The organism is Bacillus sp. TH50 (genome assembly GCF_016650565.1).
GTDB classification, from domain to species: Bacteria; Bacillota; Bacilli; order Bacillales; family Bacillaceae_G; genus Bacillus_A; species Bacillus_A mycoides.
In genome coordinates, this window is the sequence record NZ_JAEKFM010000007.1 from 1793994 (window position 1) to 1818869 (window position 24876).

A 24876-nucleotide genomic window follows, 5' to 3' on the forward strand; every position below is an offset into this window, starting at 1 on the left:
GGAAGCTAAAAAAGAGCACTATATATAAGTGCCCTTTTGGAGAGTGAGTATAAATTCCTATCATTCTATACTAGTATATGCACTGTATTATGTAGTTGCTACTAAAGTTAATGTCAGTTTTTAAAATTAGAGGTTTCTTTTAATGAAACCTCTAAAAAGACAACTAAAGTTACGTTATAGTAAATTCAATTGCAATAGGAGTACCTCCATCTAGGACGGCTCCTCCTACAATAGTAGCAGCTGTAGTAGTCACACCAGTAATAGTATCACCTGTTTGAATAATGCCATTAATATAAAGCGTAAAAAAAGCATAAGAAGCAGGGAATGTTGTTACAGCACCAGTGTCATCAGTGAAGTCTGTGTTAGCAAAAGTTAAATCCGCTCCAGCGGCAGTTCCTGTTGCTGCTGTACTTACAAATCTTCTTCCAGCTATAAAAGGCTTAACGATAGGCATTTATGTTCACCCCTTTTTGAGAATTAACTCAGACAAGTTTTTTGAAAGTCTTGTCCTGTATTGTATTCTATGTTGTGCTTCCTTTAAAAGATACGGCTTGTACACTAGTAAAAAAGTATAATTCTTATGTATTTATAAAATATAGGTTGGTTTGTTCTAAGTGATTAAAAAAGTATCTTACATGCAAAAATTTAATTTTGTCGCAAATAAAAGAGCAGTTAGCCCAGTCTAACTGCTCGATGCAGAGGAAATAACCTAGATGTATAGATATTATATGCCGAATTATTTATTTTATTCGAGGAGGGAGGAGGGAGAGAAGTAGGCCATTAACATGAAGATGTGCCAATTCATACCCTATAAGTACTAAATTAATGACGGGGTAGATGGAGAATGGATGATCCAATTAAGGAGATAGTTGGCGCTTGGTTTGTTGCAGTAGGGACAATTATTGCTGCGATTGGGAGTACACCTTTAAAAAGATTGAACAGCGAATTAAGAAAAGACTTGAACGTATGGGGGAATGTATTACAGGCAACGGGGAATGGTCTGGAAGCTGATGGACAAGGAGAAATATCCCTTGAATTGATTGGGAACGAAATCCAATCAATTGGTAATGTAACGGTTCTAACAGGACTCATTATAGAATTTGAAGATGAAACACAAAAAAAAATAGTGATTGCAGGAAATTGGATACAAGCATTAGGTGGTGTTACATCAATAGGTGGGGAAATAGAGGATAGTTCCAATATAGATGAATCGTATAACATTGTCGGGAATTTGTTACAAGCGACTGGTAATTCATTACAGGCAATAGGTGGAATAGATGAATTGAAAGCTAGTCGGGATAAAGTGGAGGGAATTTCGGAAGGTGATGAGGAGAATGGACAGCTTATAGTGATTACGGGGAGTTGGGTCCAAGCGGTCGGTTCAGTAGTTTCATTAATCGGTCAAATAAGAGAAGAAATCCAAGAGTTAGAGGAAAATAATTCATAGAAAACCTAATAAAATAATCCTTTTCTAATAACAAAGTTACTAAAATATGAGAAAATGATATAATAATACCAATTAAACATTTAGTCCTACTGGAAGAACCAGCGGGCATCAAACTATAAAGAGTATTAGTGATATTGCTCTGTAGTTTGGTGTCCGCTTTTTGTTTTTCATTAACAAAATAAATAAGGGGTGTTTTTATATATGATGCAATTAACTTTCTTACCTAAAATTGACCGAAAAGCAACACAGGTTCGTTTAGAAGAGACTTTAGAAAACGTTCGTATTTACAGACAATTTGGGATGATTAGAAACGAGATGAGGGTCACAGCCTCTAGCGAGGTAAGATATCATGGTCCAACAAACATAGTAGGAAAGCCAGCTGAAGATGTTGCTTTAGCAAATGTTGCAATGAGTGAAAGAGAATTAAAATTACAACGTTTATCATTTCAAATTGATAAGGCGTTAAGCCGCTTTAGCAAGAATCAAAGAGACATCATCGTAAAGCGATATTTAGAAGATGAAGAAGTCTTTGATTACATGGTTTATAACGATATTGGTATGAGTGAACGTACATATAGAAGAAATAAATCTAATGCTTTTTATAAATTAGCTTTCGCTCTTAGATTAGAAGTATATGAGACAGAAGAGCAGAATAGGAGGGAGTATCTATGAACTTTGTTCAACCTATTCGTGATCCAGAACAAATACAACATATTAAAGAATACTTAAAGGAAAACAATGAACGTAATTATATTTTGTTTGTGATGGGAATTAATACGGGGTTGCGTATAAGTGATATTCTAAAGCTTAAAATAGGCGATTTAAAGGATAGCCATATTTCAATGAGAGAAAAAAAGACAGGAAAACAGAAACGTATTCAATTAACTCCAGTGTTAAAGAGAGAATTACGTTGGTATATTGAAGAACGAGATGACAGTGAGTATGTAATTAAGAGCCGCGAAGGTACTAATAGATCAATCGGACGCAGCATGGCTTATAAGATACTGAGAAGTACAGCGGAAGAGTTTGGATTGAAGGAAATAGGGACCCATACGTTACGAAAAACATTCGGGTACCATATGTACATGCAAACAAAGAATATTGCTTTACTAATGGAGATATTCAATCATTCATCAGAGAAAGTTACATTAAGATATATTGGAGTAAACCAAGATGCGATGGATAAGGCTATGACTGGATTTAAAATATAGCAACGTCTTTTTTATTTTTTTGATTTTTATAATTACCCATTTATTCTGTGTTGTGTAACTCAAAATGGAAAGTGTTATGAAGCTATGAATATCAAGGACTTCAGCGATAGGGTCAGTTACACACAATATAAGATATGGGTAAGTCGATTATTTATATGTTAAGATTATGCTATAAAAAAGAAAGTAGTGATTGTGATGAGTGAAAGATGTCCGGTTTGTCAAAAATCTATTGAGGAACAACAATTAGTGGGAGTGGGAGGAGGACGTGTAGAGCAATATAAATGTGAGAATTGTGGTACATTTTCCATGGCTGAAGAAGCGAGATTTGAATTAAATGTAGAGCAGAAGAGAAAACTTTCTGCAATTTTAAGAAAGAGAACCATTAGAGGGATGGGAAAAATAATGATTTTTCTTAATCGACCAGATAAAAATCTTTCAGAATTTCCGTATCCTATTTATCTTTTAGAGGATCTATTAAGTGAATATCCAGATAGTGCTTCTGATAGGTTGGATGAGTCATTAATAAACTTGGCTAAATTGTCCAAATTTCCAGGTGACCCAGTATATATTCGTGAATCAGATAAATCTCTATTTTTTGTACAGAGTGTTCACTTGTTGGAAATGAAATATATAGCGAACCAACTATTTCAGGACGAACTGATTGAGATATCTAAGCTATCGGCAGCGGATTTCCCTGCGCATATTACAGTTACAGCGAAAGGGTGGAATCGTATTGCAGAATTAGAAAAAGGAAGAGAAGCGGATAATAAGCAGGCATTTGTCGCGATGTCGTTTAGTCCAAAAATGGATGGTCCATATAAGAATGCAATCACAAAAGCTATAAAAGAGGCAGGATACCAGCCTATCAGAATTGAAGAAGCGGAACATAATAATGACATAACTGATGAAATTATAGTCAAAATAAGACAAAGTAAATTTGTAATTGCAGATTTTACCGGACACAGAGGTGGAGTTTATTTCGAAGCTGGTTATGCGATGGGACTAGGTAAGACTGTTATATGGACATGTAAAGATGACGATTTTAAAGATATTCATTTTGATACTAGACAATTTAGTCATATTAAGTGGTCAACAGAAAACGAATTATACCAAAAATTATTAAATAGAATTAAAGCAGCAATTAATTAAAAACATGGCAGAGTCGTGACCGCTTTTTGGCAGTAAATGTGCCGGTCGTTTTGGAGTTAACGTGATATATTTGTATTGTGAGAAGTGGCGGAAAACACAACTCACTATGTTGTTTTTGAAATTCTAAACGGTTCGTAATGACGGCACATAAAATCCGAAACCAGCAGATGGTACTGATTGGATGTTACCGTTAATAAGGAGAGTTTTTGCTCTTCTTTCAATCGCTGACTCCGAGACAAGTAGAAGCAACTACGGGAGAGTGATGTATTGTCGGCGATTGAAAGAGGTGTACAATCTCACAACCAAACAAACTAAAAGAATATGAAGCGCACAAACATGACTTGTCTATTTGGAACACCGCTATCTTTTATGGTAGTGGTGTTTTCCATTATCAATGATAAAACTTCATTTACTGTATTCTCCTTTTTTGTCGAATAGATAGAGAGAAGGGAGAGATAACATTGAATATCTGTGAAATATAAGATATGGGTATGTGAAGAAAAGGCATAAAAAAGAAGCGTAGTTTGTCAAATGGACGTAACGCTCCATTACCATCAAGTTAAGAAATTCATTGTTTTCGATTAATAGTATCTGTTTTTATGCGATTGTTATTGATTTTAAAAAATTACAAATCGCCTCATTAAAGGCGATTTGTAATTTATTCATTTTGCATTCTTTTGATAAATAAATATCTTTTAAAATTAAATGCAATTTTCTACATTAACGTGTTTCTGGATCTTTGTCTTTTTTTCTAAGACCAAATAATCCTAATAGTCCCAATAAACCAAGCCAAGTCCAATTATTATTTTTATCACGATTATCATTTAAATCATTTGTCGTATTTACATTTCGAGTTCTCACATCATTATTAACTCTATTCATGTTATTGTCATTAACTCGAGTTGTAATATTATTATTGTTAACTCTATTCGTATTATATCCATCGTATTCAGCATGGACGCTTGTACCAAAAACCATAATAGTTAGTAATAGGGCACCTAAAATAGATGAAAGTTTTTTCTTCATAGTTTTCCCTCCTTTCGTATTTAGTAATGTCTCCAGTTCCTTTAGACAATATTCGGTTGAAAATATATAAAACCATTTGAATTGAAATTCCGATAAACTTCTTTAATTTTTATTATTAAAAGCACTTATAATAATGGATTAAGTTAATTGAATGTATTTATTCTTTATAAGAATAAATTTTTGGTAACGGTACATTCTATGAGAGGTAATTACTATATTTGGGTAAGGTGTTCCTTATGAGTTATAAGAACTTATTTTCTCTAATCCAGAACATGATTGGGAAAATTTTTTCTATAGTAAGTATTGTTGCTAAAAGTCTAATTTCTTTAAGGAGGAATATTTTTATGGGTATTTTAAGTGGAAATCCACAAAATGAACCAATGCACTACGGAGAAATCTTTGGGATTTGGAGTTATCTTGCAGCGGCACAAGGTGCAATTGCTGGATATCAAGTTCTTATTAACCACACAGGAGACGAGGATTTAAAGAAATTTTTAGAAAACCTTGTAGAGAATGATATCCAATCAGAAGTTGAAGAATTAAAAAATATATTAAAATTGAATGGTGTTGCATTACCACCAGCACCTCCAGAAAGACCAGTTGCATCTATTGAAACGATTCCTCCTGGTGCTCGTATTAATGATGCGGAAATTGCAGCTAAAGTTTCTATGGATCTTGCCGCTGGGTTAGTAGCATGTAGCCAAGCTATGGGACAATCCCTTCGAGAAGATGTAGGAATGATGTTTGGTCAATTTCATATGAAAAAAGCACAAGCTGGAGCTATATTACTTCGTCTGAATAAGAAAAAAGGTTGGATTATTCCGCCTCCATTACATGTTCTACAATCAGATCAAGCATAATACCTAAATAAAATTCAATTTGTTCTTTAGTGAATACAGTTTAATTAAAGGACTATTTTTCGCTCATATTTTGCTCACAAATGCTATGGAAATACGTGAGAAAATATGAAGTGAATTTTCATAACGAAATATAGCGCAATAAATAAAAAGTGCTATAACCGCTTATTTAATGGGCGTTTATAGCACTTTTATATTTTTGTGTTATACAAAATAAACAACCTTAAAACTGCTCATTCTTCTCCCAAGATTCTACAATATAATGCGCAATCGTAGGATTAAATCCTTTACCAACTAAGAACATAATCGCAGCAACCTCAGTTAAAGCGTGTTGATGTGATGTATGTTTCGCTTCATTTAAACCGTAATCTACCCAAGGTTTTACGAAATCAAGTACAGGTTTCTTTAAAGGTAAAAACTGTGTACCGACAACTTGTTGGATTTGTTGTTGCGTTGGTTCTGTAATAGGTCCTGGTGGTAAAATTTGTGGCTGTGTAATATCGAATGTTGGACCAGGCGGTAAAATTTGTGGTTGCGTCGGATCGATAGTTGGTGGTTTAGGTGGTGAGACACGTGCGTCATAGTTTGGTTGATACATTTGTTGTTGGTATGGATTTTGTTGATATTGTGGTTGCGTCTCGTATGGATTACCTTGAAATTGAGGTTCTTGGCTAGGTTGTGCTACGTATGGATTTTGAGGATATTCATAATTTGGACGTGTGTCATAGGGGTTTTGAGGATATTCAGTTTCTTGATTTTGCGGTGTTGCGTATGGATTTTGTTCGTATTGTGGCTCTTGATGTTGTGTCTCTTGCTCCTCATATTGTTCAGCATATCTTTGTTCCTGATGTTGAGGATAAAGAGGTTGTTGTGGGTAAGGCGGTTGGTTATTATAGAACATTTTTATTCCTCCTTCATAATGATGCCTACCACCTAGTGTATGGGCGGACAAGAAAATATGTGATGAAAAAATGCGGGCGTGTTACAATAAGTAACTGGGTGAAGATAAAATGATAAAACAAGAAAAAATACAAAAAACAATAACTTTCGTAAAGCATATTTTAGAAAAAGATGCGAGTGGGCATGATTGGTATCATATTGAACGCGTACATAAATTGGCGATTTCTTTATCCGAGCAAGAAGGGGGAAATCGTTTTATAATTGAAATGGCAGCATTACTTCACGATGTAGCAGATGAGAAGTTAAATGAGAGTGAAGAAGCAGGAATGAAAAAAGTTTCTGATTGGTTAGAAGAGTTACGTGTTGAAGAAGAGGAAAGTAAACATGTTCTTCATATCATCGCCAATATGTCTTACAAGGGCGGTCATGGTGGCACAGTTGAGTCACTTGAAGGGAGAATTGTTCAAGATGCGGATCGTTTAGATGCTCTTGGTGCAATTGGAATAGCTCGTACATTTGCATACGGAGGGGCGAAAGGGAGATTAATGTATGATCCAACTATTCCGCCTCGAGAAGTGATGACGAAAGATGAATATAGAAAAAATAATGATCCATCTTTAAATCATTTTCATGAAAAACTTTTGAAGCTAAAAGATTTGATGAACACGAATGCAGCAAAACAAGAGGCTGAAATTCGTCATCGTTATATGGAACAGTTTATTGAACAATTTATGAAAGAGTGGAATGCACAAATATGAAAATGTTAACTGTGGAGAACTTATCGAAATCATATGGAGAAAAACCGTTATTTGATGGATTATCATGTAGTATTACAGAAGGACAACGTGTCGGAATTATTGGTGTAAACGGTACTGGTAAATCGACATTATTAAAAATTATTGCAGGATTAGAAACTCCTGATACAGGTGATATGACGCATTCACGTGGATATACAATTAGTTATTTATCACAGCAACCAGAGTTTGATGAAAAACTAACAGTATTAGAGCAAGTGTTCCATGGTGATACACCTTTAATTCGTCTTCTTCGTGATTATGAACAATCGTTATTAAATATCGAAAAAGATCCAAGTAATGAAAAAGTACAGGAACAATTATTTGCAGTGCAGCAACGTATGGATGCAATGAGTGCATGGGAAGCAAATGCGAATGCAAAATCGTTATTAACGAAATTAGGAATTACTGATTTTACAGCAACTGTTGGAAACCTATCTGGTGGACAAAAAAAGCGTATTGCAATGGCGCAATGTTTTATTGAAACACCTGATTTATTAATTTTGGATGAGCCTACGAACCATCTTGACCATGAGACAGTTGAATGGTTAGAAGAATATTTAGCAAGATATACAGGTGCGGTATTACTTGTAACCCATGATCGTTATTTCTTAGATCGTGTGACAAACCGTATTTTTGAATTAGATAACGGTAAACTGTATAGCTACGAAGGAAACTACAGTACATTTTTAGAAGCGAAAGCACTTCGTGAAGAGCAAGAATCGGCACAAGAATCAAAACGCCAAAATTTATATCGTCGTGAACTTGCTTGGATTCGCCGTGGTGCAAAAGCCCGTTCTACGAAACAAAAGGCGCGTATTCAGCGTTTTGATGAGCTGAAGGGACAAGAAGGACCAGCAGCGAAGCAATCAGTTGATATTGCACTAAGTGGAAGTCGTTTAGGAAAGAAAGTACTTGAATTAAAAGATGTAACGAAAAAATTTGGTGATAAAACAGTATTACATAACTTTAATCATATTGTGAAGCCTGGTGATCGTATCGGAATCATCGGAGCAAATGGAAGCGGAAAATCATCACTATTAAATATGCTTGCAGGAAAATTCTCTCCTGATAGTGGTGAAATTGAAGTAGGACAAACTGTAAAAGTTGCTTATTATACGCAAGAAAATGAAGAGATGAATTTAAATCAGCGTATGATTGAATACATTAAAGAGATTGCAGAAGTTATTCATACAACAGATGGAAAAGTCATTGGTGCATCTCAAATGTTAGAACGTTTCTTATTCCCGACGCATTCACATGGTACACCGCTTGGTAAACTATCTGGTGGCGAAAGAAGACGTTTATATTTATTACGTATTTTAATGGGAGAACCAAACGTACTATTACTTGATGAACCTACGAATGATCTAGATACACAAACATTAACAGTACTGGAAGATTATTTAGAAGATTTCCCAGGTGTCGTTTTAACTGTATCGCATGACCGTTACTTCTTAGATAAAGTAGTAGATGAATTGTTCATCTTTAGTGGTGAGGGCGAAGTGCGTGAATTCCTAGGTAGTTATACAGATTATTTAGAAATGGAAAAAACGAAAGAACTTATTGAGAAAGCGGAAGTTCAAAAAGAGAAAAAAGTAGTAGAAGAAGCTCCAAAACAACAACGTAAACGTAAACTTTCATACAATGAGCAGCGTGAATGGGAAACAATTGAAGATACAATTGCCGAACTAGAAGAGAAAATTGAGTCAATTGGAGAAGAACTTGCGAAAGTTGGATCTGACTTCACAAAGGCACAAGAATTATCTGAAGCACAGCAGAAAACAGAAGAAGAGCTAGAAAAAAAGATGGAAAGATGGAGCGAGTTATCAGACATCGTTGAAGGTTTAAAATAAAAACAAGCTGCATATATTGAAAAGTAAAGAGAAAAACTTTACACTATTGGTAGAACCTATTTTAGGAGGGAAAAAATGAGAACATCTAATCCAATGTTGAAAAAAGAGGCATTCCGTAAAGAGGGAGCAAATACTTCTGCGATGACTATTGGCGGAACAGTAGGCAAAACGTTTATCATGCTTATCTTGCTGCTTGCAACGTCTGTCTATTCATACATACAGATGTCAAATGGTACGATGAAAATGCCAGTATTAATTGGTGCTTTAGTTATTGCGGCAATCGTTGCGTTTGCATCTATCTTCTTCCCGCGCATATCACCAATTGGTGCACCGATTTATGCGGCAGTAGAAGGGGTAGTGTTAGGGAGTATTTCAGCAGTTTATGCAATGAAATTTCAGGATTCTATCGTTTTAAACGCTGTATTACTAACAATCTCAATTCTATTTGCGATGTTAGTTTTATATGCAACACGCGTAGTGAAGGTAACTGATAAATTCCGCACAGGTGTTATGGCAGCAACAATGGGAATTATGGTTATGTATTTAATCGTATTCTTATTAAACATGTTCGGTGTTTCTGTTCCATATATTCACCAAGGTGGAACAATTGGTATGATCATTAGTGCAGTTATTATTGTAGTTGCTGCATTAAATTTATTACTAGATTTCGATTTAATCGAAAATGGTGCACGTAGCCAAGCTCCAAAATATATGGAGTGGTACAGTGCAATGGGTCTAATGATGACGCTAGTATGGTTATACTTAGAAATTCTTCGTTTCGTTTCTTACTTTACGAAAAATGACTAATAAAAAATCCTGCATGAAATGTGCAGGTTTTTTATTTTTAAAGATAAATTGAAAATATGGATGTTGGCGACTTAAATTGAAGGGGGATGGAATATGATGAAAGAGAAAAAAGGGATTATGAAAAAACTATTTTCTAAAAGTTTTTTCATAGAACTAGATGACGCTTTAACATATCCATCAGCAGAAGTCATTCGTTCAGCTATTGAAGGATATGCGGCTGAATGTAATGGGAAATTAAAATTTGAGAGTAAAGTTAAACCGATTACTTTCTACTTAGAAAATGTAATGTACCGCGCTGAAATAAAGATGGCCGGCGGAGGATATTACATATCTTGCAGTGAAGTATAATATTTTTGGAAACCTTACATGTTTAAACTATGTAGGGTTTCTTTTTTTGATTTGTAAGATATAAAGCAATAATTTTTGCTTACAAACATATCATTTTGCGCTTTTTACCCTTCCAACCTTTTTCTTTACAATGAAGAAAAATATGTGAGGTGGTATAACTTATGATGAATCGAGTTGTATTAATTGGTAGATTGACAAAGGAGCCAGAATTATACTACACAAAACAAGGTGTCGCTTATGCGCGAATATGTGTTGCGGTGAATAGAGGTTTTCGAAATAGTTTGGGTGAACAACAAGTCGATTTTATAAATTGTGTCGTATGGCGAAAATCGGCTGAAAATGTAACAGAATATTGTACGAAGGGCTCACTTGTTGGGATTACAGGACGTATTCATACGAGTAATTACGATGATGAGCAAGGAAAGAGAATATTTAGAACTGAAGTTATGATAGAGAGTATTACATTTCTGGAGAGAAGGAGAGAGGGGGCATCGGGGTAAAACGTAAAGAGTATTAAAAGTTAAGAGGGCTTTGTAGCATAGCCCTCTATTATTTTTGATTGATACCTTCCCAAACAATATCCAACTGTTGATTAAGTATATTTTTCGCACTTGTTTCATTAGCGTGTAATAGCGAGTGGGACATTAGTGTATAAAAATAAGTACTCATAATAGTAGAAGTGATGATATTTGTATCCCATGGACTGTGTAATTTTCCTGTCTCTTTCGCTTCTGTAATAATAGAAGACAAACTTTCTTGTAGCTGTTGTATACTTTTTAATTCATTTTCTACTAAGTAGTTAGATTTAATAATTTCAAAAACAGCATGCGTCATTAATTCTCCTTGTCCAGTAAAGCGATCCAGTAAGTCTCCTAAAACAAGTTTGATTCGTTCTTTTGGATGTTCCACATTTTCATATGTTTTTAAGCTTTCATTCCATAGTTCAATTTGAGAATCACCTAAAAATAATAATATGTTTTCTTTTTTCGGAAAATAGTTGAAGAAAGTTCCTTTTGCAATCCCGCATGCAGTAGTAATATCTTGAACTGTTACATTTTCGTAACCACGTTCTTGGAAGAGCTGTACTGCTTTTAGGAATATGAGTTCTTTTAATTTTTTTTTCTCGTTTCTCTAAGCATATAATCTACTCCTAACAAAAACAATTATATCTATTTCTTAGATAATCTCAAACGAAATTTTATTTTATGCACAAATTTACTGTTTAATAAAATTTAATACAATCATGGGGGTTTTTAGGTCGTGTTGTACTTGAACGCCTTTAATAGTTGTATCATTAGAGTCTTCGGCTATTGTAATTGTCTCATCATCATTCACCCAAATTAATAAAGTTTTGATTGAATGATCTTCATATACAATTTCCATTTTACTCGATACAGATTCCATAGTTTGTTTTGTTAAGGAGATTTCTTTAGGTGTACCTGCTTGAATAGATTTGAGCATTTGTACAATAAATCCATTATTATTTGTTTCTGCTTTTACTGTAATATTTTCCTTCATATTTAATAACTTTACATCCGTTACATCATCTGTTTTTAATGCTAGTTTTGAGTCTGCTTTATTTGAGGTGTAAGCAGAGCATCCAAGTAAACTAATAAGTAATATAGTTGAAAATAAGATAGAGAGAAATCTGGTCATACTTTTCGCCACTTTTCGTTGTAGTTTTTTATAAATGAAAATTGTATAGTTCATGTGCTTGCTTTTCAGAAACCCATTTCGGAACAAGTTTCATTACTTGGTTTCTTAGTATAGTTAAGGATTTACTCTCTATTTGCGCCATTTTTCCAACTTTCCATGTAGTGTTTGAGATTTTTTCAATTCTATCTCGTCTTTTTTGTTCGTATTCTGTAAATGCTTGGCGATAGTGGGCATTATTTTTGATGCATTCAGCAAGAATAATAGCATCTTCAATTGCCTGACAAGCTCCTTGGCCTAAATTAGGTGTAAGTGCATGGGCAGCATCTCCAATAAAGAGGATGCGTTTGTCAAAAAACTGTTTCATTGGAATAAGGTCTACAATATCACGATGAATTATATTAACGTCCGATGCATTTTTTAAAATAGCTGGGATGGGATTATGGAAACTTTTGAAATGATTATACAAATCTGCTGTTGTATAAGCCTTGTATTTTTGATCTCTAGCTTTAGCGTTTATGAGCGCATACCAGTATACTTCGTTGTTAGGAAGAGGGACGATACCAAATCTACCGTTTGTTCCCCAAGTTTCAATAAAATCGTTTGTTAAAGATAGATTATGAGCTGGAGTTACGCCGCGCCAACACGTATAACCGGCATAACGATAACCATCACATTGTGTTACTTGTTTTCGAACGACAGAATGAATACCATCTGCAGCAATGAGTATATTGCCGAATGCTTCACTACCATCTTGAAATAATATTTTTAAGGCGTTTTCTTCATTTTGTTCTATTTTTACGCACTCTTTTCCCCATTCGACAGTACCTTTTTGTAGTTTGGAAAGTAGCAATTGATGTAAATCTTTTCGATGAATGGAGTACATTTTTGGATAACAAGCTGGAATGGTCAATTTACTAAATATAGTTCCTTTTTCGGATACAAGGTTAAAACCGTTACTTTCATTGCCGAATTTTTTTATTTGCTCAGAAATTCCATATGGTTCAAGTGCTTGCATTGCATTTGGGGCAATGATAATACCTGCACCAGCAACAGTAGGTTCAGTATTTTTATCATATACTTTTACATCTAATCCTATTTTTTGTAAGGAAATTGCTGCGCAAAGACCAGCAATACCACCACCAATAATCATGACATTATTCATTTGTTATCCCTCCACTTTCAAATGACTTTGATCATAAAATGACCGAGGTCATTTTATGAGTTAAGATTAATGCCTTTTTTGTTATTGTCAATTAGACTTTTAACTGTAGTTTCGGAATGATTAGGTGAAAATAGAAATAGTTAAACTTATATGAAATGTAGAAAAGGAATTAGTAAAGTTAAGCATCCGAGTAGGAGTATAGAGGGATAACATGTTACAATACAGCTAAGAACACGCAATAAAGGAGAGTATTTTTACGTGAAAATTAAAGCAATTGAACCGACGCCAAGTCCAAATACAATGAAAGTTATTTTGAATGAAGTATTACCATCAGGAGCGCGTAATAATTATACAAATGAAAATAAAGAACAAGCACCAGTGCAAGTGCAAGAAATCTTGAAGATTGAAGGCATTAAAGGTGTGTATCATGTTGCAGACTTTTTAGCAGTGGAGCGAAATGCGAAGTATGACTGGAAAGTTTTATTACAACAAGTTCGTGCTGTTTTCGGTGAAGAAATAGTGGAAGAAAGCGAAGAACAACAACTTTCTCATTTTGGAGAAGTGAAAGTGTTTGTTCAAATGTTCTTTACAATTCCGATGCAAGTGAAGTTAACAGATGGAACCTCAGAAGAGCGTGTTGGTTTACCTGATCGTTTTAAAGAATCAATTATGAAAGTGCAAATGTCTGCACCTAACGTTGTGAAAGAGCGTAAGTGGATAGAGCAAAGTACACGTTACGGTAATTTTGAAGAAATCGGGAAAGAAGTAGTAGAAGAAATTATTGCTGCTTATTCAGAAGAACGTGTAAATGAAACGGTTAAAGAATTATTAGATCAAGCAGGTGCTGTTGAAGTAACGATTCAAAAGCGTGAGCCATATAAAGTAACAGAAGAGATGATGAAAGATTCTGACTGGAAAAACCGTTTTGCAGCTTTAGAACAAATGGATCCAACGGAAGAAGATATGATGGTATTGAAAATGGCATTAGATGATGAGAAAGTATCTATCCGCCGCCTAGCAACAGCTTATTTAGGTATGGTAAAAGGTGAAGGAGTATTGCCGTTATTATATAAAGCGTTATTAGATCGTTCAGTAAGTGTTCGTCGTACAGCAGGAGATTGCTTATCAGACGTAGGTGATCCAGCAGCGATGTTCGTTATGATTAAATCTCTGAAAGATTCAAGTAAATTAGTACGCTGGCGTGCAGCAATGTTCTTATTTGAACTTGGTGATGAAAGTGCAATTCCGGCACTAAAAGCAGCAGAAGATGATCCGGAGTTTGAAGTGGCGATGCAAGCACGTTTAGCTTTAGAACGTATTGAAGGCGGCGAAGAAGCAAAAGGATCAGTATGGAAGCAAATGACGGAGTCTCGTAAAGGGGAATAGTTTATGATTGTTTTCTATGATAGTTGGTGCCCGATGTGTACGGCGGTTGCAGAACGTACGAAAAGATTAGATAAAAAGGGTAAGATGAAATTTGTTTCATTTCGAGATGAAGATGTAGTTGAGAGGTATGAACTATCTCAAAAATTACAAAGTAAGATGGAACAAAGATTGTATATTTTAAAAAATAATAAGTGGTATGACGGAATTCATAGCATTAACGTATTAGCAAAGGCCGTTCCATCTTATTGGTTTGCAGTACCTTTTATAAAACTATCTATCGTACTTGGATTTGGAAGTAAAGTATACGATTATATTGCCAACAATAGAAAACTTGTCCCAGTTGGACACTGTCGTGAAGGGGTTTGTGAAATCCCTACAAAAAAATGAAATCATCGTTATCTTTCTTTTGCACCTATTAATAGAGCGTGATATGATAAATTTGGAATGAAAGTTGAAGGAGAGATACAAGATGTCAAATGCATATGAAGAATACATGCGTCAAATGGTAATTCCAATGCGCCAAGAGTTAGTGCGTTCTGGATTTGAAGAGTTAACTACAGAAGAAGCTGTAACAGAATTTATGGAGAATGCATCAGGTACAACTTTAGTAGTTGTAAACTCTGTTTGTGGTTGTGCAGCTGGTTTAGCACGCCCATCAGCAGGTCAAGCGGTTGTACGTGCTGAAAAACAACCTAATCATCTTGTAACTGTATTTGCAGGTCAAGATAAAGATGCTACTGCGAAAATGCGTGAATACTTCGGAGAAATTCCTCCATCTTCACCATCTATGGCATTACTAAAAGGAAAAGAAGTTGTTCACTTCATTCATCGTCATGAAATTGAAGGCGCAACAATGGACGAAATTATTACAAACTTAGAACAAGCTTTCGAAAAGAATTGCTAAAGTAGGGGGAGAGTGAATCTCCCTCTTTTCTTTATATAGAGGTGAAAAAATGATAGTAACAACAGCAGGAAGAACAAATAAAGAAATGACAGCTTATGCAAATAAGGTAGCAGAAGAATTAAATTGTTCTTTCGTTAAACGTAATGACATACCAGTACATAAACTGCATGAGCAGTATGAACAAGATGTACTTGTTGTAGGCAAAAATCGATTAGCCATTTATCCAAAAGGAACGGAAGAGTCGTTTTTCTTTCATCCAAACTCAGCGATGTTTCGTGTGAAAAGGTTAATGCGCGGAGAGCACGATCCGTTTGTACAAGCTGCTAAATTAGAGAGCGGAATGACAGTATTAGATTGTACGCTCGGTATGGCATCAGATAGTATTGTAGCTAGTTATGTTGTTGGTGAAAGTGGAAAAGTAACAGGACTTGAAGGAAACGAATATATGTCTTACATCATGGGAAAAGGCTTGCAAACATGGTCTTCATCCGTTTCTGAAATCGATGAAGCAATGCAAAGAATCGATGTAAAGCAAACGGAGCATTACGCATTTTTAATACAATGTGAAGATAATAGTTATGATGTCGTTTACCTTGATCCGATGTTTGAAGAAACTGTCATAGAATCAGATGGAATTAAAGGATTAAAACACTTCGCTTTGTATCATGATATTACTGACGAAACAATTGCGGAAGCGAAGCGTGTGGCTAGAAAGCGTGTCGTTCTGAAAGATCATTTCCGTAGTTCTAGATTTGAAAAACATAATTTTCAAGTATACAAAAGAAAAAGTGCTAAGTTTCACTTTGGTGTAATTGACCCTTGCTAATTGTTTGAAAAGATGTATAATAAGCAATAATTAATTAAATATACTGTCTGTGATGAAGAGAGTAATCTTTTTCAGAAGGAAAGCGAGCTAGGGATGGTGTGAGCCTAGTGCAGAAGAAAAAGATGAAGCGCACTTCGGAGACGCTTCTTGAACGAATAGTAGAGTAAGCCGAGGCCCCCTGTCCTCGTTATAAACGGGAAAGTGGTTCGAAATGAACAACAAGGGTGGTACCACGGGTTAAAACTCGTCTCTTTTTTAGAGACGAGTTTTTTGTGTTTTAAAAAATAAGGAGGTTATAGTATGAATTATAAAACGCAGTTTGCGAAAAGTTTATCGAATATTTTTACGAATGAATTAACACAAAATCAAATTTTAGATTTAATCGAAACACCAAAACAAGATGAATTCGGAGATGCAGCGTTCCCATGCTTTTCACTAGCGAAGCAATATAAAAAATCACCAGCTATTATAGCGAAGGAATTGGCGGAGAAATTAAATGATCCGTTCTTTACGAAAGTAGAGGCTGTTGGTCCTTATGTAAATGTATTTTTTAATCGTGAAACAGTAAGTGATGAAGTATTAAAAATAATTTTAGCGGAGAAAGAAGAGTACGGTCAAAATCACTTTGGATGTGAAAAAACGGTAGTTATCGATTATTCCTCTCCTAATATCGCGAAACCTTTTTCAATGGGGCATTTACGTTCTACAATGATTGGTAATTCACTGAAACATATCGCCGAAAAGTGTGGGTATGAAGTTGTCGGAATCAATTATATTGGCGATTGGGGCACGCAGTTTGGAAAGTTAATTACCGCATATAAAAAATGGGGAAATGAAGAGGTAGTTAAAGAGGATCCGATACGTGAGTTATTTAAGTTATATGTTCAGTTTCATGAAGAAGCAAAAGAGAACAAAGAACTAGAAGAAGAAGGACGATCATGGTTTAAAAAACTAGAAGAAGGAAATGAAGAAGCAGTCGAACTTTGGAATTGGTTCCGTCATGAGTCTTTAAAAGAATTTTCTCGTATTTATGAACTTCTCGGTGTGGAATTTACAAACTTTCAAGGAGAAGCTTTCTATAACGATAAAATGGAAGACTTTATTGAGATTTTAGAAGAGCACGATTTACTTGAAGAATCAGAAGGCGCATTAGTCGTTAATTTAGAAAAAGAAGGTATGCCGCCATGCTTAATTAGAAAATCAGATGGTGCAACTATTTACGCAACGCGTGATTTAACAGCGGCATTGTATCGTCAAAACACATACGAATTTGATAAAGCACTATATGTAGTTGGCCCAGAACAAAGTTTACATTTTAATCAATTTTTCACTGTATTAAAAAAGCTAGGCTGTACTTGGGTTGATGGAATGGAACATGTACCGTTCGGGTTCATATTAAAAGATGGTAAGAAAATGTCGACACGTAAGGGCAGAATTATTTTATTGGAAGAAGTGTTAGAAGAAGCTGTTGCGCTTGCGGAACAAAATATTGAAGAGAAAAATCCGAATTTAAAACAAAAAGAAGACGTGGCAAAACAAGTCGGTGTTGGAGCGGTTATCTTCCATGATTTAAAAAATGAGCGTATGCATAATATCGAATTCTCATTAGAAAATATGTTGAAATTTGAAGGAGAAACAGGACCATATGTGCAGTACACACATGCGCGTGCCTGCTCTATTTTAAGAAAAGAAAGTGTAGAATTTGAAACGTGTACTTTTGAATTAAAAGACGATTACAGCTGGAGTGTAGTAAAATTACTCAATAAATTCCCGCAAGCAATTGAAGCGGCCTTCAACAAAAATGAGCCATCTATTATTTCAAAATACGTATTAGATGTAGCGCAAGCGTTCAATAAATATTATGGAAATGTTCGTATATTAGAAAAGAGCGAAGAGAAAGAGAGTAGACTCGCATTAGCTTACGCTGTGACGGTTGTATTAAAAGAGGGATTACGTTTACTTGGGGTAGGGGCACCTGAGGAGATGTAAAATAAAAATTTTGTAACAAAAAGGCAAATCAGACGGTCATTAATCTGATTTGTCTTTTTGTATTTTCTTAAATAAATTCTTATTTATAAAGTGTTATACGCTACGAAGTGTAAGAATTCTATAATTTTGTTACTAAATCAATTAAAATATTTGTAGAGAGGATGGTCCGTATTGATTCGAAGTTTCATTTTAAAAATTCCTTGTCATAGACTACCGGAAAGGAGTTTTCTTAAACTACAAAAATACATGCCTTTATGTGCGCGATGCACAGGTATGTTTATTGGTTTATGTATGTTTCCAATTTACTTTTTAATAACACCTTCGTTTAGTCTCTCATTAATGCTATCCTTTTTTGCTCAAATTCCATTATTAATTGATGGATTCACCCAAAAGTGGAAATGGCGAAGCAGCACAAATTTGCTAAGAGTAACTACTGGCTTATTAAGCGGTAATGGTATGGGACTATTTATTGCATCTAGTATTATATGGATTACATCTTAAACCACATATCAACGGAGGTAGCTACTTACATGTTTTGGATGTACATAATTCTAATTTTTATATCAGGTGGAAGTGGAATTGGTTTTATCATTCATGAAAAATATATAGAAGCAACAATAGCTTTTGTTATTTGCCTATTATTTATGGTGCTACTATATTTTTATTTAAAAAGAAGCAAAAAAAAGAGAAATTTAGATTGTGACGTAATAGATTGTACCGATTGCTCAGATTCTGATTGTACTATCTAAACTTCTATGTATTTCTTTTTTATGAAAAGGATTATATATCGTTTCAGGTATGTAATCCTTTTTATTTTTTAAAAAAATTAGTTTGTCAAATAGGTGGAGAGTAAAGAACATGTACGATTTAACGCAATAATTAGAACTAAAAATCTCTAAAAATATTAGAAACATAGGAATACGTTTATTGAATGGAGAACTTTAGTTTTGTATATAAAAGGAGGTGTTGTATTGGAAGAGTATGATTGGAATAGTAAGCTAGAGTATTTAAGAAATACGAGAGATTTATATTATAACGATGATTATTTAAGTTTTTTAGTAAATACAGTTTGGAAGATTTTTGAGCCAGTACATATTGTTGATTACGGTTGTGGGTATGGCTACTTAGGTTTAATTTTGTTGCCGTTACTTCCAAATGGATCAAATTATACAGGTATTGATAGCGGGGAAGCATTAATAGCTGAAGCGAGAGAGTTGTTTCGTTCGCTTCCATATGAATCAGAATTTATTGAAGGAGATGCTACAGAAATTGAATTGGAAAATAAATATGATATAGCTGTCAGTCATGCTTTCTTATTACATATGAATTCGCCCAAAACGATGTTGCAAAAAATGATAAATTCAATTAAGGAGGGAGGAAAGATAATATGTTTTGAGCCGAATTGGATTTCTAATATGTCTTCATACATGCTAGATGGAGTAATTCAATCGAAAATTATCCAGCTTGGTGTTTTGCAGAAGTTATTTGAAGAAGATGCACACAGAAGTGGTAAAGATGGCAATATTGGCATGAAAATACCAATGTATTTAAGTGAATTAGGTGTTAAAAATATTGAATGTAGAGTAAGTGATAAAGTGAATTTTTTAGATCCTAATTTAAATCAAAATGATAAGCAAGGATTATATAATTCTCTAAAAGAAGAGGGGATTGCTAGTAATCCAGGTGAAAAACAACAATTTATAGATTGTTTAATGAGTCGGGGCTTAACATTTGCTGAAGCACTCGCTCAATATGAAGCAGAACTACGATTTTTTGAAATGTTTCATATACATGCATCTTTAGTATATGCTCCGAATATGAAAATTACATTTGGTGAAATAAAGAAGTAAATATCATATTAGAAAAGTAAGGGAGAAGGAGAATTGCTACATTTCTAATATGGATAGGTTGCCATTATTATCAAGGCTTGCCGGTAAATCGATATATCTTATCAAATCGTTGATATATTGTAAGTTACGATATATATTCAGGAAATCGTTAATATAATTTCATCCACTGAATGAAGCCTCAAAAAAGAAGATAAAACCCATCTTCGAATAATATATGTTATTTCATCAAATTAAACAAAATAACGAGAAAAAGTATCGTTTTTAAGATATTTAGTTATAAACTTGAATAATATTAAATAATATCGTTCATTATATGAGGTTTTAGTTGAATGCATACTATATGATGTGTAAAATCTAAGCAAGTAGGTTAGAATACTGCTTGCAAATGGCAGTATAAATAATAATTTGAGGTGAATGCATGCTAGATTTTAAGCAATTAGAGATTTGTTTGAAAGAAAAGAGATTCCTAGATGGATTACATGAGATAAATAATGAAATTGCGCATATAAAAGAAACGAATAAGTTATCATACGTGAAGAACTGGCTTTCTAACGTCTCGTCACCTAAGGAGTTTGATACATTAATTCGTCTTGCTGATGAAGGTTTGATGCATCAATATAGCTCCTTTTTAATTCGTTATACTTATAAAAAATTCCCAAATATGAGAACGCTCTCTTTATATTGTGATGAATTAATTGATGAGCGTAAAATCCTTGATGCTGAACAATTGTTAAAAGATTCTTTGGAAAAGGTAAATGAAGAGGAAACTGATGCGGATGTTTTAACGAAAGCATACTTTACGTTAGTTAGATGTTTGCTAGATATGAAGCGAAATGAAGAGGCCTATGCCTATATGCAAAAGGCGGAAAAGCATAGTACGCGTGCAGTTTTTGACAAATGGGGTTACTTATATATACAGACTGGTGAGTGGGAGAAGGCAGAGGAACAACTTTTATCCGGTCAGCAGCATAAAGATTGTGAAGAGTTAGCTACGTACTTATTGGCGCAGTTATATGCATATAAAGGTGAACAGCAGCGAGCGTTACAACTCATTAATGATGCGATTGCAAAGTTTCCTCAAGTACCATATTTCTATTTTGAAAAAGTAAAATATTTATTAGATTTAGAGCGCTATGAAGAAATGTTAGCGGTAATAGATAAAATTAATCATATGCTTCCGCATCATGCATATACAACTTATTTTATACATTTACGTGCAGAAGCATTTTATAAAATGAATAATATTCACGATTTGCAAGCACTATTGAAAAGTGAAAAGAGTTTGAAAAATTCTCTATATCATCATATAGAAAAAAATCCTGATGGAAAAAAGGTGCGTTTACCGATAGTTCCGGTTGTACAAAAGGATAACTATTGCGTTCCGACAAGTTTGGAAATGATGTTAGGGGTATGGGGAGAAAAACGTACGCAAGATGAAATTGCACAACATATTTTTGATGTAACAGGTTCTAAGTTTTCAGATACAGTTACATATATAGAAGAGCAAGGTTACGAATATCGTTATTTTCAAGGGAATGAGGAAAATTATAAGAGATTACTCAATCAAGGTATTCCCGTTTTATTAAGTATAGATATTGAGCACGCTTCCCATGTACAAGTGCTTTCTGGTTATGACGATGTACTGCAAGCTTTTTATATTCAAGATCCGAATTTCTTGGAACCGATTCTTGTGGAATATGATAAGTTGCAAGAAAAATATCGTTATACAGATTGTTTAGCTATTACGTTTATACCAAAAGATAGAATGGAACAACTTTCATTTTTAAATGAGGAAGAACACACTTATTATAAAACAATCTTTTCTCTTACAGATCATTTAGGTGAGCAAGATAAAGAGGGAATTGAAAAGTTAGTACTATTTTTAAAAGAAACAAGTGAAAATCCAAACACTTGGTTATATACGATTAAACATTTAGATGCTGAAGTAGATAAAGATTTTATTCAGTTTTGTATAGAAAAATTAATGAAAAAGTTTCCGAGCTCTGACTTTGTGAAATTGCATAGTGCACAGTGTTTTATTCGTCTGCAGGATATGGAAAAAGCAGGACAGATGCTTCAAAGTGTGGAGAAGAAAAGCAATCAAGCGTTGTATCATTTTATAAATGGACGTTATTCTTTTGAGCAAGATAATTATGCAGAATCGATTGCTAGTTTTCGTTCATCATTACAATTGGATGCAGATCAACCAGTTGCGTGGAGTTTCTTAGCATTATCATACATGTATATGGATCAATCCGAAAAGGGGCTCGAGTATTCTCTAACAGCTATAGAACGTAGTCCAGAAAGGTTTACACTTGTAAATCACGGTTTAATTTTAATAGATTTAGAACGATATGAAGAAGCATATGGATTCTTTAATGATTTATTAAAAGAATATAAATATGAAGCGCACATATGGTATGAACGTGCAAGATGTGCTCAGTATTTAGGGAAAGTGTATTTGGCGGTAAAAGGACTTAAAGTGGCGATTCAATTAGATAAAACAGCAGCCTATTTATATACGAAGCTTTCGGAAATCTATGAATCGGATTTGGATGATGAGAAAAATACGAAGGAAATTCTATTACAAGGAATTCAAAATTGTGAAGATCAGGCGTCTTTATATGTTCGTTTAGGAGATTTTCATTTTCAAAATGATGAACTTGAAGAAGCGGAAACTATATATAAGCGTTCTTTAGAAGAAAATAATGAAGATGTATATTCTCATTTCGGTTTAATTCAAGTTTATATGGCAAAGGAACAATATAAGGATGCAAAAAACTATATTGTCAGTATTAATAAGCAATTTGAAGACAATCAAGATTTCCTTATGAATGCTGGTATGGTGTTATGGGATGCTGAAATGGCATTAGGTGAGGATGAAAAAGAGTTAAAACTTGCACTTTCTAAATTAGAGAACGGTATACGAAGCGTATACGCTAATATAGCGAGTGTGTTGGATGAGTATGTAAATCGAATAAAAGACACAGCTTTTGTGCAACGAGGTATAGCATTTTTAAGAACGTTAGAAAAAGAAAAAGAGGATGTAATTGAATACGGTTGTTACGCAGGTGTTTTATATGAATCTATTGGACAGTATGATCAGGCGATAAAACGGTATAATGATGCACTTAAGAAAAAACAAGATTCATTGCCGTATTTCCGTATCGGTGAAACATTCATGGCGTTAGGGCAATTTCAAGAAGCAAAGCATGCGTATGAAACATGTTTAGAAATGGATAAGAACTTCTTAGGTGTACATTTGCAGCTTGCTGAAATATACGAAAAAGAAGAGAATCGTTCCAAAGAACAAAATCATATGGTCCAGGCGATGAAAGAAGAACCAATGCATATAAATATGGAATATTTAGCGCAGCTTTCAGTAGAAATGAATCTTCAGGAAGAATTGCTAGTTGAACTAGAAAAATTGGAGGAAGAAGTTCCTGAAACATGGCGTTTAGATGCGATTGCATACGTGTTTGGCGCGATGAATGACATAGATAAAGAAAAAGAATATATCGAATGCGCAATGAAAATAGATGAAGCGCATGTGGAAGTACTATATCATTATGCGAAATTGCTAGTTAAAAAGCAGAGTGCAGAAGCAATCGAAGTTGCGCTGAAAGTAATGCATAAAGATTTGGAAAGTGAACGTATTTTTGGTGTGTACGTAAAAGCAATGGAGCAACATAAAAAATTATCCCAAATACGAGACGTACTTCATACGTTAAAGGTGAAAAAAGCAGAAAGAAGTACAGCGTTTATGTATGCAGCTACTGCGGTTGCCGAAAGATTAGTAGAAAGACAGCAAAATGAGCAACCGAAAAAATCTATATTTACAAGAGCATTTTATCGAATGAAAAATCGTGCGAAGGAAATTTCAATGATTACAGTTGTTATCGATTTATTTGAAATCTCCTTAAAGTTAAATCCGAAAAATAGTATGGCAGCGCAGCGTTTCGCAATATTTTATGAGAATGCGGCGATGAATAAAGAAGCTATAGAGGTTTTACAAACATCGTTAGAAAATAAGTGGGATTATGATGTAGCGAAGCAACTTGTAAATCTTTTCATTGAGTGTGAAGAAGAAGATATGTTACGGGATGCTTTTGAATTAACGAAACAAATGGTTCGCGAGCTACCGGATGATTATGATACACTTCTTTTACAAGCGAATGTATTATGTAAGCTAGGCGAAGAAAGAAAAGCCGAAAAAATTTACTTGCAATTAATTGAGAAAACACCATTTGTAAGTAGAGGATTCCTTGCTTTAGCAGAAATATATCAAAGTCAAGAGAGAATTGAGGACTCGATTCAGTTATTAGAAGACGCGTCTGTACATCATCCAAATGAAACAGCAATTCTTCTTGCTTTAGCATCTTCGTATCATAGAGCTGGGCAAACGACAAAGGCAGAAAAAATAACAAGTGAAATATTAGCAATTGATGCTACTGACTTGCTAGCAAGATACGATCATGCTTGTTATTTAACATCATTAAACAGAAATGAAGAGGCAAGAGATGAACTTGAAATTGTGCTTCGTGAAGATGAAACAGGATTTTTCGCTGAACTTGCAGAGGAAGATGAAGATTTAGCAGGATTGCGAGAATTTGAAAAGTAATTGTATAAGAATAGAGAAAAAAGGTATAAATAAAAATATATTTCGAATTAGTTGACAATTAATTGTTTAATGGCATAAAATAACTTT

24 protein-coding genes, 1 pseudogene and 1 other annotated feature are annotated in these 24876 nt (G+C 34.3%); of the genes and pseudogenes, 19 read left to right on the forward strand and 6 right to left on the reverse strand.

The genetic code is table 11. The features are described 5' to 3' along the window. Positions 1 to 169: 169 nt before the first annotated feature. The gene (locus JFU23_RS26310; protein WP_137058269.1) at positions 170 to 454 is read right to left on the reverse strand and encodes a DUF4183 domain-containing protein; all 285 of its coding nucleotides are present in this window, start codon (positions 452 to 454) and stop codon (positions 170 to 172) included. 390 nt (positions 455 to 844) lie between these two features. On the opposite strand from JFU23_RS26310, the gene JFU23_RS26315 reads away from it, so the two are divergent. The 4 genes from JFU23_RS26315 (at position 845) to JFU23_RS26330 (ending at position 3807) form a co-directional block, all read left to right on the forward strand. After that, complete coding sequence (locus JFU23_RS26315) at positions 845 to 1447, forward strand: DUF6944 family repetitive protein (RefSeq protein WP_201033085.1); 603 nt, start codon at positions 845 to 847, stop codon at positions 1445 to 1447. Between the two features lie 201 nt (positions 1448 to 1648). Further along, complete coding sequence (locus JFU23_RS26320; protein ID WP_201033086.1) at positions 1649 to 2119, forward strand: ArpU family phage packaging/lysis transcriptional regulator; 471 nt, start codon at positions 1649 to 1651, stop codon at positions 2117 to 2119. Further along, a complete protein-coding gene (locus JFU23_RS26325; protein ID WP_201033087.1) occupies positions 2116 to 2658 on the forward strand; it encodes a site-specific integrase in 543 nt (180 codons plus the stop codon). The genes JFU23_RS26320 and JFU23_RS26325 overlap by 4 nt, the downstream gene beginning before the upstream one ends. 195 nt (positions 2659 to 2853) lie before the next feature. Further along, entirely contained in the window at positions 2854 to 3807 is a 954-nt protein-coding gene (locus JFU23_RS26330) for a nucleoside 2-deoxyribosyltransferase (protein ID WP_201033316.1), read from the forward strand. Positions 3808 to 4527: 720 nt separating this feature from the next. Here the strand turns inward: JFU23_RS26330 and JFU23_RS26335 are convergent. Beyond that, positions 4528 to 4833, reverse strand: coding sequence for a WGxxGxxG family protein (locus JFU23_RS26335; protein ID WP_201033088.1), 306 nt, complete (start codon positions 4831 to 4833; stop codon positions 4528 to 4530). Positions 4834 to 5177: 344 nt separating this feature from the next. Here JFU23_RS26335 and JFU23_RS26340 point away from each other — a divergent pair, with 344 nt between their 5' ends. Next, positions 5178 to 5693 (forward strand): DUF3231 family protein, encoded by a 516-nt coding sequence (locus JFU23_RS26340; RefSeq protein ID WP_201033089.1) that lies wholly within the window; start codon positions 5178 to 5180, stop codon positions 5691 to 5693. A gap of 220 nt (positions 5694 to 5913) precedes the next feature. Here JFU23_RS26340 and JFU23_RS26345 read toward each other — a convergent pair whose 3' ends face one another. Then, a complete protein-coding gene (locus JFU23_RS26345; protein ID WP_085310810.1) occupies positions 5914 to 6591 on the reverse strand; it encodes a hypothetical protein in 678 nt (225 codons plus the stop codon). A 109-nt stretch (positions 6592 to 6700) separates the two neighbouring features. On the opposite strand from JFU23_RS26345, the gene JFU23_RS26350 reads away from it, so the two are divergent. The 5 genes from JFU23_RS26350 (at position 6701) to JFU23_RS26370 (ending at position 10895) form a co-directional block, all read left to right on the forward strand. Next, positions 6701 to 7348: an HD domain-containing protein gene (locus JFU23_RS26350; RefSeq protein ID WP_201033090.1), complete on the forward strand. Its 648-nt coding sequence runs from the start codon at positions 6701 to 6703 to the stop codon at positions 7346 to 7348. Further along, entirely contained in the window at positions 7345 to 9240 is a 1896-nt protein-coding gene (locus tag JFU23_RS26355; protein WP_201033091.1) for an ABC-F family ATP-binding cassette domain-containing protein, read from the forward strand. Before JFU23_RS26350 ends, JFU23_RS26355 begins: the two co-directional genes overlap by 4 nt. 75 nt (positions 9241 to 9315) lie before the next feature. Continuing rightward, positions 9316 to 10047: a Bax inhibitor-1/YccA family protein gene (locus JFU23_RS26360; RefSeq protein ID WP_016126856.1), complete on the forward strand. Its 732-nt coding sequence runs from the start codon at positions 9316 to 9318 to the stop codon at positions 10045 to 10047. 93 nt (positions 10048 to 10140) lie between these two features. Beyond that, on the forward strand, positions 10141 to 10395 hold the full coding sequence (locus JFU23_RS26365) for a DUF4318 domain-containing protein (RefSeq protein ID WP_201033092.1): 255 nt from the start codon (positions 10141 to 10143) through the stop codon (positions 10393 to 10395). Positions 10396 to 10556: 161 nt separating this feature from the next. Next, positions 10557 to 10895 (forward strand): single-stranded DNA-binding protein, encoded by a 339-nt coding sequence (locus tag JFU23_RS26370; RefSeq protein ID WP_085310818.1) that lies wholly within the window; start codon positions 10557 to 10559, stop codon positions 10893 to 10895. Positions 10896 to 10944: 49 nt separating this feature from the next. Here the strand turns inward: JFU23_RS26370 and JFU23_RS26375 are convergent. The 3 genes and pseudogenes from JFU23_RS26375 to JFU23_RS26385 form a co-directional block, all read right to left on the reverse strand. Further along, positions 10945 to 11534 (reverse strand): annotated as a pseudogene (locus JFU23_RS26375) (TetR/AcrR family transcriptional regulator). Positions 11535 to 11610: 76 nt separating this feature from the next. Then, positions 11611 to 12051, reverse strand: coding sequence for a hypothetical protein (locus tag JFU23_RS26380; RefSeq protein WP_235661789.1), 441 nt, complete (start codon positions 12049 to 12051; stop codon positions 11611 to 11613). 28 nt (positions 12052 to 12079) lie between these two features. Further along, positions 12080 to 13213 carry an FAD-dependent monooxygenase gene (locus JFU23_RS26385; RefSeq protein ID WP_201033093.1) on the reverse strand — a complete coding sequence of 378 codons (1134 nt, stop codon included), beginning with the start codon at positions 13211 to 13213 and terminating at the stop codon, positions 12080 to 12082. 258 nt (positions 13214 to 13471) lie between these two features. On the opposite strand from JFU23_RS26385, the gene JFU23_RS26390 reads away from it, so the two are divergent. The 9 genes from JFU23_RS26390 (at position 13472) to JFU23_RS26430 (ending at position 24789) form a co-directional block, all read left to right on the forward strand. After that, entirely contained in the window at positions 13472 to 14599 is a 1128-nt protein-coding gene (locus JFU23_RS26390; protein ID WP_137057477.1) for a conserved virulence factor C family protein, read from the forward strand. A gap of 3 nt (positions 14600 to 14602) precedes the next feature. Beyond that, entirely contained in the window at positions 14603 to 14986 is a 384-nt protein-coding gene (locus JFU23_RS26395) for a thiol-disulfide oxidoreductase DCC family protein (protein ID WP_085310828.1), read from the forward strand. 82 nt (positions 14987 to 15068) lie between these two features. Continuing rightward, positions 15069 to 15503, forward strand: coding sequence for a BrxA/BrxB family bacilliredoxin (locus tag JFU23_RS26400; RefSeq protein WP_025149348.1), 435 nt, complete (start codon positions 15069 to 15071; stop codon positions 15501 to 15503). Positions 15504 to 15552: 49 nt separating this feature from the next. Beyond that, a complete protein-coding gene (locus JFU23_RS26405) occupies positions 15553 to 16329 on the forward strand; it encodes a class I SAM-dependent methyltransferase (protein ID WP_137057478.1) in 777 nt (258 codons plus the stop codon). A gap of 40 nt (positions 16330 to 16369) precedes the next feature. Continuing rightward, positions 16370 to 16584: a binding site (T-box leader), on the forward strand. A gap of 45 nt (positions 16585 to 16629) precedes the next feature. After that, positions 16630 to 18318, forward strand: coding sequence for an arginine--tRNA ligase (gene argS / locus JFU23_RS26410; RefSeq protein ID WP_201033094.1), 1689 nt, complete (start codon positions 16630 to 16632; stop codon positions 18316 to 18318). A gap of 171 nt (positions 18319 to 18489) precedes the next feature. Further along, complete coding sequence (locus tag JFU23_RS26415; protein WP_085310836.1) at positions 18490 to 18819, forward strand: DUF2085 domain-containing protein; 330 nt, start codon at positions 18490 to 18492, stop codon at positions 18817 to 18819. 29 nt (positions 18820 to 18848) lie between these two features. Next, positions 18849 to 19067 (forward strand): hypothetical protein, encoded by a 219-nt coding sequence (locus JFU23_RS26420; protein WP_201033095.1) that lies wholly within the window; start codon positions 18849 to 18851, stop codon positions 19065 to 19067. Positions 19068 to 19289: 222 nt separating this feature from the next. Beyond that, the gene (locus JFU23_RS26425; RefSeq protein WP_201033096.1) at positions 19290 to 20168 is read left to right on the forward strand and encodes a class I SAM-dependent methyltransferase; all 879 of its coding nucleotides are present in this window, start codon (positions 19290 to 19292) and stop codon (positions 20166 to 20168) included. A 418-nt stretch (positions 20169 to 20586) separates the two neighbouring features. Continuing rightward, positions 20587 to 24789: a bacteriocin-processing peptidase family protein gene (locus JFU23_RS26430; protein WP_201033097.1), complete on the forward strand. Its 4203-nt coding sequence runs from the start codon at positions 20587 to 20589 to the stop codon at positions 24787 to 24789. The last annotated feature ends 87 nt before the right edge of the window (positions 24790 to 24876 follow it).